Annotated in this window: 10 protein-coding genes and 1 pseudogene; 2 read left to right on the top strand and 9 right to left on the bottom strand. The window is 60.0% G+C overall.

Going from position 1 to position 11,996, the window contains the following annotated elements; genetic code table 11:
* Window positions 1-620, top strand: a pseudogene (locus PMI28_RS30955) (hypothetical protein); the annotation flags it as partial.
* A gap of 151 nt (window positions 621-771) precedes the next feature.
* Here PMI28_RS30955 and PMI28_RS25190 read toward each other — a convergent pair.
* Both PMI28_RS25190 and PMI28_RS25195 read right to left on the bottom strand, forming a co-directional pair.
* On the bottom strand, window positions 772-1,539 hold the full coding sequence (locus PMI28_RS25190; RefSeq protein ID WP_007982532.1) for an SDR family oxidoreductase: 768 nt from the start codon (window positions 1,537-1,539) through the stop codon (window positions 772-774).
* Between the two features lie 137 nt (window positions 1,540-1,676).
* Window positions 1,677-2,744: a phosphotransferase family protein gene (locus tag PMI28_RS25195; RefSeq protein ID WP_007982530.1), complete on the bottom strand. Its 1,068-nt coding sequence runs from the start codon at window positions 2,742-2,744 to the stop codon at window positions 1,677-1,679.
* Window positions 2,745-2,934: 190 nt separating this feature from the next.
* Here PMI28_RS25195 and PMI28_RS25200 point away from each other — a divergent pair, with 190 nt between their 5' ends.
* Window positions 2,935-3,330 (top strand): DUF4280 domain-containing protein, encoded by a 396-nt coding sequence (locus tag PMI28_RS25200; protein WP_007982528.1) that lies wholly within the window; start codon window positions 2,935-2,937, stop codon window positions 3,328-3,330.
* A gap of 174 nt (window positions 3,331-3,504) precedes the next feature.
* Here PMI28_RS25200 and PMI28_RS25205 read toward each other — a convergent pair whose 3' ends face one another.
* From PMI28_RS25205 to tssF, 7 genes are all read right to left on the bottom strand, one after another.
* Window positions 3,505-4,047 carry a toxin-antitoxin system YwqK family antitoxin gene (locus PMI28_RS25205; protein ID WP_007982526.1) on the bottom strand — a complete coding sequence of 181 codons (543 nt, stop codon included), beginning with the start codon at window positions 4,045-4,047 and terminating at the stop codon, window positions 3,505-3,507.
* Between the two features lie 13 nt (window positions 4,048-4,060).
* Entirely contained in the window at window positions 4,061-6,070 is a 2,010-nt protein-coding gene (gene tssI / locus PMI28_RS25210) for a type VI secretion system Vgr family protein (protein ID WP_007982524.1), read from the bottom strand.
* Between the two features lie 85 nt (window positions 6,071-6,155).
* A complete protein-coding gene (locus PMI28_RS25215) occupies window positions 6,156-6,824 on the bottom strand; it encodes a hypothetical protein (protein WP_007982521.1) in 669 nt (222 codons plus the stop codon).
* An 81-nt stretch (window positions 6,825-6,905) separates the two neighbouring features.
* Window positions 6,906-7,382, bottom strand: coding sequence for a hypothetical protein (locus PMI28_RS25220; RefSeq protein ID WP_033063089.1), 477 nt, complete (start codon window positions 7,380-7,382; stop codon window positions 6,906-6,908).
* 86 nt (window positions 7,383-7,468) lie between these two features.
* Complete coding sequence (tssH, locus tag PMI28_RS25225; protein ID WP_007982517.1) at window positions 7,469-10,012, bottom strand: type VI secretion system ATPase TssH; 2,544 nt, start codon at window positions 10,010-10,012, stop codon at window positions 7,469-7,471.
* Between the two features lie 2 nt (window positions 10,013-10,014).
* Window positions 10,015-11,040, bottom strand: a complete 1,026-nt coding sequence (gene tssG / locus PMI28_RS25230; RefSeq protein ID WP_007982515.1) for a type VI secretion system baseplate subunit TssG — start codon at window positions 11,038-11,040, stop codon at window positions 10,015-10,017.
* A partial coding sequence (tssF, locus tag PMI28_RS25235) for a type VI secretion system baseplate subunit TssF (RefSeq protein WP_007982513.1) occupies window positions 11,004-11,996 on the bottom strand: 993 nt, incomplete at its 5' end. The genes tssG and tssF, both read right to left, overlap by 37 nt.

The following is an 11,996-nucleotide window of genomic DNA, read 5'->3' as shown; positions in this document are numbered from 1 at the left end:
AGGCGCAGACTGTCACGCTGACTCCGAAATCAGGCAGTCCACTGGCCGGACTGCCGGTCACGCTGGCCTGTACCATCAAAGACGGCCTCGATGTTGCTAACGTGGTGAGTACACCGGACTTTGACCGTGGGGATACAAGCTATAGCTGGGCGGTCACGGGGAAAACCAAAAGCGGCACCTTCCAGTTATCGCTGGCAGGCAAGGGCATGACCACGCCGATTACGGTGGCGATCAGCAAGTTGGTATCGAGCAACTTGGCTGACGAGTTTTCGGGGGTTTATAGTCATGGCAAAGTCGTGGATATCGTAGGGGAAGGGTTGGGGTTAAAACCTTCTATTGGTGATCAGTACTTTCACTTCAGGCTTAATGACTTAAGTCCACTGCGTTTTGAAAGATTTATAATGAATGTCGTTGACGGAGATGTCCCGGGAGGCATCCCACCGGTCACTCCTGGCTATGGAGTGAAAAATGAAGTTGTTGATCCAAGCGGTACGGGGGCAGACAACTATATCATTTGGAAGTTTTATCTTTCTGGTTACGTCGGTAATGTTTTTATGATCGAGATACGTGCGGAGAAATTAGACTCTCTAGTTCGAGTCAGGTGTTTCAAGGTTAGTTAATTTATGGGGTTGTTATTTGTAAAGTTTCTGCCTCAGGAGGGTTTATTGTCTAGCTGATGGAATGATAGTAAGCGTGGATAACGATCGGTGGAGTGAGTGAAAATAAAACAGGCAGCCATTTGGCTGCCTTGCTTTGATTCAAAACATCTAATCAGGACAAAAAACCACCATCCACATTCAACGAAACCCCAGTCGTATAACTCGAAGCATCACTCGCCAAATACAACACCGCCCCCGCCATCTCACTCGGGTCCGCCACGCGCTTCAACGGAATCTGTTGCAGCGCGGTATTCAGAATGGCTTCGTTTTTCACCAACGCTGAAGCAAACTTGGTATCGGTCAAACCCGGCAGCAACGCATTACAACGAATCCCGAACTGCGCACATTCCTTGGCAAACACCTTGGTCATGTTGATCACCGCAGCCTTGGTCACCGAGTAGATGCCCTGGAACACCCCCGGCGAAACGCCGTTGATCGAGGCGACGTTGATGATGCTGCCGCCGCCGTTTTCGCGCATCAGTTTGCCGGCTTCCACCGACATGAAGAAGTAGCCGCGGATGTTGACGTCGACGGTTTTCTGGAAGGCGCTGAGGTCGGTGTCCAGCACGTTGCAGAACTGTGGGTTGGTTGCGGCGTTGTTGACCAGGATGTCGAGGCGGCCGAATTGTTCCTTGATGCCGGCGAAGACCTGGCTGATCTGGTCCATTTCGCCGATGTGGCAAGCGATGGCGGTGGCCTTGCCGCCGGCGGCGATGATGGCGTCGGCGACGTGTTGGCAGCCGTCGAGTTTGCGGCTCGAGACGATGACATGGGCGCCTTGCTGGGCCAGCAGTTTGGCGATGGCTTCACCGATGCCACGGCTGGCGCCGGAGACGAAAGCGATCTTGCCGTCGAGGTCGAACAACTGAGTCTTGGACATGGGATTCCCTTATAAAAAGTCTTGTTATCGAGTCAAATGCCGGGTTGCGGCCAACGCTGTTCAGTTGAGGCCAGTCATTGCGCGTTATCGTTCGCGGTCTTCGCGAGCAGGCTCGCTCCTACAGGGATCGCGTACGGTCACAAGCTGGATTTCTGGATGACCTGCAAGCTCATCTGCTCCAGCAGCTTGTTCATGTGAATGAACTGCGCGAAGCGTTTGTCCTGGGTCTGGCCATGGTAGAAGCGGTAGTAGATCTGCTGCACGATGCCGGCCAGGCGGAACAGGCCGTAGGTGTAGTAGAAGTCAAAATTGTCGATGCGGATGCCCGAGCGTTCGGCGTAGTAATCGACGAACTCGCGGCGGGTCAGCATGCCCGGCGCGTGGCTTGGCTGGCGGCGCATCATCTGCACCGGTGCCGGATCATCGGCTTCAATCCAGTAGGCGAGGGTGTTGCCCAGGTCCATCAGCGGGTCGCCGAGGGTGGTCAGCTCCCAATCGAGCACGCCGATGATCTGCATCGGGTTGTTCGGGTCGAGGATCACGTTGTCGAAGCGATAGTCGTTGTGCACGATGCTGGCGGTCGGATGGTCGGCCGGCATCTTGTCGTTGAGCCAGGCTTTCACCGTTGCCCATTGTGGCGCATCGGGGGTCAGGGCTTTTTCGTAGCGATCACTCCAGCCTTTGATTTGCCGCGCTACGTAACCTTCGGGTTTGCCGAGGTCACCCAGGCCGTAAGCGTTGTAATCGACCTGGTGCAGCTCGACGAATTTGTCGATGAAGCTCTTGCACAGGGCTTCGGTTTTCGCCGAGTCCAGGCCCAGCTCCGGCGGCAGTTCCGAGCGCAGGATGATGCCGTTGACCCGCTCCATGACATAGAACTCGGCACCGATCACCGATTCGTCGGTGCAGTGCACGTAGGCTTTCGGGCAGTACGGGAAACCGTCGCGCAGTTGATTGAGGATGCGAAATTCACGGCCCATATCGTGGGCGGATTTGGCTTTGTGGCCAAACGGCGGCCGGCGCAGGACGAATTCCTTTTCCGGGTACTCCAGCAGGTACGTGAGGTTCGACGCGCCGCCCGGGAATTGGCTGATCTGCGGCAAACCGCTCAAGCCCGGAATGTGCGCCTTGAGGTACGGATCGATCTGGCTGGCATCGAGTTCTTCACCGGTGCGTATACGGGTGGACTGGTCAGTAAGCGCCATGCTTATCCCTTCTGCTTATTTTGGAGGCCGGACATCATTGGCTAATCTAATGGTGAGACTGGAGTACCACAAGCGTGGCACGGTCTTATAGGTTAGCGTGTTGCCGGATAATCAGCGTTCCTGATGTGCGAGAACACGCCCGGCGGACTATGGTTCAGGGGGCATGGTGCTTCCAGGAAGGAGGTTTGAAATGGGCTGTCCGCAAGTCTGTGCTACCGCCACCCTGCAATGCAGCTTTGGCGCGGCACCGGCCGTGCTCAACGTGCTGCCGGTGAATCGCACACTGACCGCCGGCCTGCCGGCGGCGAACATCATGGATCACATTCCGCTGGTCAACATCATGCCCTTCGGGGTGTGCACGAGCCTCGCCAACCCGATGGTCGCGGCCGCCACCGCAGCGGCATTGGGTGTGCTGACACCGATGCCCTGCATCCCGGCGACCGCCACACCGTGGATACCGGGCGGGGCGCCGACCCTGCTGCTGGGCGGCATGCCGGCCGTCGATGCCAACAGCACCCTGATGTGCAACTGGGCCGGGGTGATCAAGATTGCGATGCCCGGGCAGATGCAGATGCTCATTCCTTGAATCACACGATTGAACTGTGGGAGCGGGCTCGCTCGCGAAGGCGGGGTGTCGGGCAACATCGATGTTGTATGTGCCAGCCTCTTCGCGAGCAAGCCCGCTCCCACAGGGGATCTTCTGTGAATGCCGTATTTGTGAACTTGCCCGTGATGGGGACATCTGAGCCAACACAAGGCTTCAGGCTTCGGCAGGATCACTCCAGCGCCTGAACCACCAGCGTACCCTCGAGATCGGCTTGCCCTCGGCGCCCAGCGGTCGCCCATCGGCGGCGAAACCCTGTTCCGGTTCCAGCAACTGACCGTTGAGATACCGCGCCTCGACGGCGGTTTTACCGTTGGGGTGAAACCGCTGATAACGCCCCTCGCGCACGCCATCACGGTAGAACTGCACCTCGGCCAGTTGCCCGTCAGGGAAGTAGTTTTTCGCTTCACCGTGAAGCAGGCCCCGGCGATAGGTCGCCTTGCGTTGCAAGCTGCCCTCGGGCGCAAAGAAACTGGCCACGCCGTGCAGTTTGTCGCGCACATAAGGCAGTTGCGCCGAAACGTTGCCATTTGGGTAATACAGCAGGCTCGTACCTTGTAGCTCGCCCTGGCTATAGGTCAAGTTTGCCTGGGGTCGACCGGCGTCCTTGATGTGCAGTGGGCCTTCCAGTCGGCCTTCAAGCAAGCGCCCGTCGAGGTGGCTGTCGCCGCGCTCCAGATCGAGTGTGCTCGATGTCATTGCCTGACCCTCCTTAGTTAACCTTCACCAACCCGCCCTTGATGGTCAGCATGCCGCCGCCGTCGACGGTTTGCTCGGCGGCTGCCTTGTTCATCAGGCTGATCCCGGCATCGTTGGTCAGCGTCGTGCCCGCCTTGTTTTCCAGCGCGGTGCCGGCCTGGTTGCTCAAGGAGGTGCCGGCTTTCTGGCTGATCGAGGTGCTGGCTTCGGCGGCAAGGTCCGCGCCACTCTTGATCGCAAAACTGCCGCCGCTTTGCAGGGTCAGGGTACCGGTCACCTTGATCGTCAGGTTGCCGTCCACGGTCAGGCTGTAGTTGCCGGTGACCGTGTGGTCGTAGTTGCCGCCAGTGCTGTGGGTCTGGTCGGCGCCGACTTTCACCGTGCGGCTGTCCTTCACGTCAAGGCTGTCGCTGCCGGTCTGGATGGTCACGCTGCGTTTGCCTTTCTCCAGAGTCACGGTCTCGTCGCCTTCCTTCACCGTGCGCGTGCGCGCGTTCTGCACTGTCAGGGTTTCGTCGTGGCCGACGGTGGCAGTGGTGTCGTTGAGTACGTTGATCTTGAGATCCTTCTGCGCCTGCAAGAACACCTCTTCGGCGTCCTTCTTGTCCTCAAAGCGCAACTCGTTGAAACCGCCACCCCCCTTGGACGACTGGGTCTTGATCCCGGACTGGGTCTGATTGGCCGGCAGCGCATAGGGCAGGGCGTTGTCACCGTTGTAGACGCAACCGGTCACCAGTGGCCGATCGGGGTCGCCGTCGATAAAGGTCACGATCACTTCCTGGCCGATCCGTGGCACGAACTGCATGCCGAACCCCTTGCCGCTCCAGGGCAACACCACCCGCACCCAGCACGAACTCGCTTCATCGTTCTTGCCGTCGCGGTCCCAGGGGAACTGCAATTTGATGCGGCCGTATTCGTCGGTCCAGATTTCTTCGCCGGATTTGCCGACGACGATGGCGGTCTGCGTATGCATGCGTGGTTTGGGCGTTGTTCGCGCCGGGCGAAAGGGCGTGGCTTTGGGGATTGCTTCGAAGCGATTGCGATAGTCTTCGTGACTGACTTCATGGGTCACCGACATCACCACCCAATCGATGTTCAGGCTCGCATCATCATGGCCGGCGAGGGTGAACCAGTGCCCAGGCACCAGCCAGCGGCAGTCGCTTTCGCCGACAAAACGCTTCTCCTGACTGCGCAAGCCTTCAACCCGCTGCTTGGTCAACGCATCGCCCCGCGCCTTGGCGTTGTAGCCACCAGGATGCTCGTACATCGAGCGCGGTCCGGCGACTGCTTCGGCCTGGCTGTAGAGCGAAGTGGTCGGGGTGGTGAACTCGTAATCCGTCGCCCGATAAACGCCGGCTACGGCTTGCATGCACACTTGGCCGGAGCGAATGCCATGCAGTTCGCGCTCGCCCATTTGCTGGCCCAGATAGCTGACTTTTGGGCCATTGGGAATCTGTGGGAAGGCATCGTTACTGTCCCCCAGTACCAATGTGTGTTTGCCGGCCTCGTGGGTGAAAAACCAGAAAATCCCTTCCTCTTCCAGCAGCCGTGAAACGAAGGCGAAATCGGTTTCGCCGTACTGCACGCAGTATTCGCGCGGGGTGTAGCTGCCGGTGAGTTTCAGCGTGAAATCGGTGAAGCCGTGGGCCTTGAAAATCGTGGTGACGATGTCTGAGGTGTTGAGGTTCTGGAACACGCGGTTGTTGCTGGCCAGCGTCAGCCACCACAGCCAAGGTCTTAGCACCAGCTGATAGCGTTCGGCGGTGGCGTCGGCTGGGAGTTGGCGGATTTCAGCGACCAGTGCGTCGAAGGGCCGGTTTTTCGCGTCGTTGTGCAGGGTGGTGGTGACGTGAGTGGCGACGGCGGTGGTCAGGGTGAGGGTGGCGCCGTCGTTGAGGCCATTGAGGGTTTGCGAGCCAAGTGCGTTGAGCGCTTCTTCGCCAGACAGCGACTCAGGGTAAAGCGCCGACAGCGAGGTGGCGGTGAGGGAGAGGCTGGTGTTGCTGTCGGTGGTGCGGGGCATTGAGCAACCTCAAGCACTGATCAATGAGTTTAAGGCGACATTAAATACATCCTCCCTCGTCCCCTTTTGCTTTTTCTCCCGTGACTTAGAGATAGGGATTGTTTCGCAAAACCTTTTCCTTGGCTTTTTCCGCAATTTTGTTAGTTGAAGTCTGCCCCGCGACTTCCGCGTCAATCCCGACTGAGTCGGTTAGAACACCGCCAAAGGTTCCGCTCGGGGCGCGGCCATTGAGCCACCCGGGGTTTGCGCTAGCGGTATTGGCCCAAAGTACCGCATCCTGCAAGGTGTCATGCCAGGACACGATGGTGTCGTTACGCATCGTCGCTTCATCATGAGTGGCCACTTTGAAATAGAGGGTGCGTCCCCCTGCATAGGCCCCGAGCAGGGCGGTAAGCATGTTGCCGGTATCGGCGAGATTGCAGCAGACATAGCAACGGTAGGCCGCTGCGGCTGGCATGTTATTGCTGAAAAAATGTACCCAATAGGCAGTACTTCCCGGCGCAAGCCATGCAGCTACGGTTCCCCAGTTGGGGGCCTGAGCAAGGGTGTTTTGATTTTGCGCAGCAGTAATTCTTGCGTCGACACTAATCGCGCCGGTCACTGCCGCGGCGTAGCCCGCCACGGCAGCTTTCAACCCGACGGTATAGGCTGCGTGGTCATAGGCATCAACATTAGGGTTCGCTGTGAAGCGTGCGGCAGTTGCGTTGACTGCAGTATTGAAGCGATGGGATACATCCAGATCGTCGTATGCCATTGTCCACCTCCGTCTTTCTTCGTAGGGCCGTCTTGCCAAGTTGAAAGGGGGTACCTCTATTTTTGTTACTCTTCTTTCTTTTTAAGGAAGTGCGAGATTGAGTGCAGTGAACTGCGCATTAATACCCGCTGCATGTGCAATCACCATGGTCGCTGTGTTCGGATAGAGCCACCACACGGTGACTGCCGGGATGGTTGCTGCGCACCATGCCGCGCAACCATTAGCTCCGGCGCAGGGCGCCAACTCCACGAACATATAGGGGTGATAACCGCCTGCCAGGTTGCCGGCATTATGTGCCTGCCTCTCGGCGTGGTGATCTGGATTGAAAAGGCCTCCAGCTTGTACCGCGTCTGAATCGAGTAGATGAGCCTGGCTTTGTCCAAATCGATAGTCGGGTGTGCCCAATGTAGAGTGGGCAAGTATTTTGATGCTGGCACAACAAGACCCATTACCTACGCCATTTCCAGGACCTCTGATGTCGGCAAACTTATAGATGCACGCCATTGCCAGTTCTCTGGCAATTTCGCGATGAATTCCGGCGGTACTGATGTGGGGCATTTGTATCCTCCGTGATTTAATAAAAATGCCGTTGGACATATTGTTCAGCTGATGGAAAATTATCGGATTGATCAGTCAATTCGACTTCACTCCAACACCCACTCCGCCAACTTTCCCGTCACCTGTGTCATCAAAACATTCTCGACATCCCGCGCCCCGGCAGCGCTGCACTTGGCCAACACCGCCTGGACAATCCCGGCATCGAACTCGAACTGTTTGCCGGTCGCGGCCTTGTAGCGTCCGCGCAATTTCTCCAGCTTGGCCAACACAATTCCTTCCAGCGTCGCCTCATCCAGGGGTCGATACGCCACCACCGTCATCCGTGCCAGAAACGCCGGGCGGAAGGCTTGCAGCAGCACCTTGTGCAAGGCTTCGTTAAAGGTGTCGCTTCCAAGTTGTGCCACTGGTGTGTCGAGCAAGAGTTCGGCGCCCACGTTACTGGTGGCCAGCATCACGGTGTTCTTGAAATCCACCACCAGCCCGGTGCCGTCTTCCATCACGCCTTTATCGAACACGTTGTAGAAGGCTTCGAGCACGTCCGGATGGGCCTTCTCGATTTCATCGAGCAACACCACCGAATAGGGTTTGCGCCGTACCGCTTCAGTCAGTACGCCGCCGCTGCCATAACCGACATAACCGGGCGGGGCGCCTTTGAGTTGGCTGACGGTGTGGGCTTCCTGGTATTCCGAGAGGTTGATGCTGATCAGGTTGCGTTCGCCGCCATACAGCGCGTCGGCCAATGCGTAAGCGGTTTCGGTTTTACCGACGCCTGTAGGGCCGACCAACAGGAACACGCCGACCGGTTTTTGCGGGTCGGTGAGGCCGGCGCGGTAAGCCTGCAGGCGCTGGGCGATGGTGCCCAGCGCGATGCTCTGGCCCATGACGCGCAACCCCATGCGCTGGCCGAGGGTGCGCACGGCGTGGGCTTCGTCGGCGAGCATTTTGCCGACCGGGATGCCGGTCCAGCCGGCGATGACGGCGGCGACGGTTTTGCCGTCGACTTGTTCCGGCACCAGCGGGTCGTCCTGGCGAATGGCGTCGAGCCCGGCCTCCAGGCGCACCAGTTCGGCGGCCAGATGATCGATGCGGCTGTCGATGGCTTCGTCCGGTTTGTCGCTGTCGGCACGTTCGCTCAAGGTCAGCAATTCGCTGCGGGTTTCCAGCAGTTCGCGCACGGCAACCCGCTCTTCATTCCAGCGTACTTCCAGTTCGCGGATCGCTTGCACGTTGGCCATGGATTCGGTTTCAAGCAGGGTGATGCGCTCGCGGTGATCCAGCCCGGTGGCCTGTTCGCGGCGCAGGCGTTCGACTTCGTCCTTGAGGCTGTTCTGGCGGTGACGCAGGCTTTCCAGCGGTGGCGGCACATCGTGCTGGCCGAGCGCGACCCGGGCGCAGGCGGTGTCGAGCACGCTGATGGCTTTATCCGGTAACTGGCGCCCGGAGATGTAACGATGGGACAGTTTCACCGCTTCGTGGATGGCCGCGTCGAGCACCTGCACGCCGTGATGCTGTTCGAGTTTGGCGGCAACCCCGCGGAGCATTTCCACTGCGGTGGTTTCGTCCGGTTCCTCGACTTGCACCAACTGAAAACGGCGGGCGAGGGCCGGGTCTTTCTCGAAATATTTTTTGTATTCAAGCCACGTCGTGGCAGCCAGGGTGCGCAACTCGCCGCGGGCCAGCGCCGGTTTCAGCAGGTTGGCCGCATCGCTGCCGCCTTCCGCACCGCCAGCGCCAATCAACGTGTGGGCCTCGTCAATAAACAGAATGATCGGTTTGTCGGCGCTGCGCACTGCGTCGATCACCCCTTTGAGGCGTTGTTCGAACTCACCCTTGACTCCGGCGCCGGCCTGCAACAAGCCAAGATCGAGCACACGCAAGCTGACTTCCTGCAAGGACGGCGGCACATCGCCGGCAGCGATGCGCAGGGCCAGGCCTTCGACCACCGCGGTTTTGCCCACGCCGGGAGCGCCAACCAGAATCGGGTTGTTCTGCCGACGGCGCAGCAGGATGTCGATGCATTGGCGGATCTCGCCGTCGCGGCCGACGATGGGATCGATGCGCCCGGCGTGGGCGTCGGCTGTCAGGTCCTGGGTGAACTGGTCCAGCACTGAATCCTGTTTCGGCGCCGGGGTGCCGGCACTCGCCGCACGTTTACCGCCGACGTGTTCGCGAGAGCTTTCGGTCCATTCCAGCAGGTTGCTGCGCAATGCCTCTCGGGGAATCTTCAACAGTGATGAGGCACTGTTGAGCAACAGGCTGCGGCGTTCGTCGCGGTCGATCAAGGCAAGTAGCAGCAACCCTGAGCGAATGCTGTCCAGCCCCAGGACACTGGCCTGCACCACCGCATCTTCGAGCAACCCGGTGGTGTGCGACGACAATGCCGGGGTGCGCGTGCTGCCGGATTTGAAGAGCTCCAGCGCTTTGTTGATTTCCGCCGTCAGGGCGTCGCGCTCCAGGCCGAAGCGCGGCAGCAGATAAGCGAAGTCTCCGCCCTCGATGTCCAGCAACTCCAGCAACAGGTGTTCGATTTCAACGTAGTGGTGGCCTCGCTGCAGACAGCGTTGCGCGGCCCGTTCCAGGGCGCGGCGATTGTCCGGGTTGAGGCGTCCGATCAGGCTGGCCAGTTCCATGTTCAGGTGATCTCCAGCTGACGAAGACGGGTTTCGATGCGTTGCACCGCCAGGCTGGTCTGGCGTTGCAGGCCGCCGTTCCAGCTGAGCAGTGGCGGTGCCTGGTGACCGAGTTTGATTGGGCCGGCACCGCGCACCAGCAACACCAATGTGCAATCCAGGTCCGGGCCAAAATACAGCGCGCTGAGGCTGGCCAGTACCGGGTGTGACTCGCCATCGGGCAGGAACCGCGCCGCTTGGGCAGAGGTCAGCGGGCCAAGGGTCAGGCGGATACCTGCGTGTTCATCCCAGACCCGGGTGCCGGCCACTGCCGTGCGACCCAGTTGCAGATTGCGACCGCCGGGGATCATGCGGCTGCGACTGGCGGGCGGGATCTCGCGCCAGGCACCTTCATAGGCGCTGAGTTCAACCGGCAGTTCGAATTGCTCACGCACGATGGCCGCAAAACCGGCGAGGGAGCGGCGCCCATCGGCGAACAGCGCGCTGCACGCCAGCACGGCACAATCGGGTACGGCCTGACGCTCCCGCAAGGCTTTGGGCAGCAGGCCGGTCAATGCCCTGAGTTGCGACTGAACCGCCGAAGCAGCGGGGACGGTGAACCCTACGGCAATCCGGTGTTTGCGCATCACTTTGTACAGCAGGCTCAGCAGCCGATGCTGAAACAGATCGAGAAATTCAGCGGGCGCGTAATCCTTGGCCCGCACGCGTTGCTGCAACCATTCCTGATAGGCGTAGGGCAGCGGGCCGTCGGGACCGCCGAGGCCAAACACCGGGGTACTGAGGACCGGTTGCTGGCCGGGCTCCTGGGTCAGGCTTTCGATTTCGCTGGCGGCAAACAGCGGCGTCAACGGGCCGCGCAAGCGCAGTGCTTCTGCTTGCGGGGCGGTGCCGCTGCCCAGGGATTCGGCTTGTGGGTGTTCGCGCTCCAGCAGCAACAATGCCTGCAGCAGTTCGAACGCCTGGGGATCCCGGCGCAGTCGCTGGCTCAGGCTCAGAGGGACAGTGGCATGCCGGCTTGGGGTTGCCATGTCTTCACCTCCCTGTCTGAATGAACCAGCACCGTGCGCACGAAACGGTTAGCAGTGGCATAGAGGGAAAAGAACTGCGCAAGCACCGCTGAAAACAACACCGCGCTGCTACCGACAAAATGCTGCGGGTCGAGTTGCAAGCGCACCTCCAGCCCATTGCGCCAGCCGCGCCACGCGTCTTCGCCGACATGGGCGATGACGCGTTCACAACCGAGGCTGAGCAAGCCTTCGATTTGCCGCCAGGCGCTGGCCTCGTCACGCAGGTTGTGCAACTGGAGGATTTCCTTGAGTGCGTCCAGTGCCTGTGGCCCTTCCACCAGCGACAAATGATTGAGGGTCAGTTGCGAGACCAGTCGCCAGCGCGACTCGCCGTCCAGTCGCGGCACACTTTGCGGGCTGGGCGGGTTGCGCAGGCGCGCCCAGGCCACGGGGCCCGGACGTTCAAAACCTAACGATGTGCCGGCCGGCAGGCTCTGCGCCAGGTGCCGATTGGTGCAAAGAAGTTCAGCGGTGAGGCTGTATTCAATGGCTTCGGACAGCGGGTCGAATCGGGTGTCCACCAGGCTTACCAACAGGTCAGTGCCGAGGCGATTAGGGGTCATGCCGCTGACGCGTCGGGCATGCCAGTAGCACTGTTTATCGGAACCGCCATGCTGGCTGCCGTAATAGGCCGGCACTCGCTGAACCCCGCGACTGGAAGTGGCACGCATCGCCCGGATGCTATGGATCTCGACGCTGTTTTCCCGGTGGCTGTCGGCGACCAGGCGGTATTCGCTGCGGGTACCGTCCGGGCGCAGAGGCTCTGAGGTCCTCGGAAACAGATTGATCACTGGCGTGCAACCCAGCGCAAGATCGCTGGCCTGTAGGCGCAGGCGGTTGGTCGGGGCGTGGTCGAAGACGATGTACAGGTACAGCGCCTGACTGTCGCTGGTGGCGCCCGCCAGTGGCAGGGGGGG

Origin of the sequence: Pseudomonas sp. GM48 (assembly GCF_000282335.1) — a bacterium.
In the GTDB taxonomy this organism is placed as follows: Bacteria; Pseudomonadota; Gammaproteobacteria; order Pseudomonadales; family Pseudomonadaceae; genus Aquipseudomonas.
The sequence above is the reverse complement of the archived record's forward strand: the minus strand, read 5'-3'. Positions and strand labels throughout refer to the sequence as shown.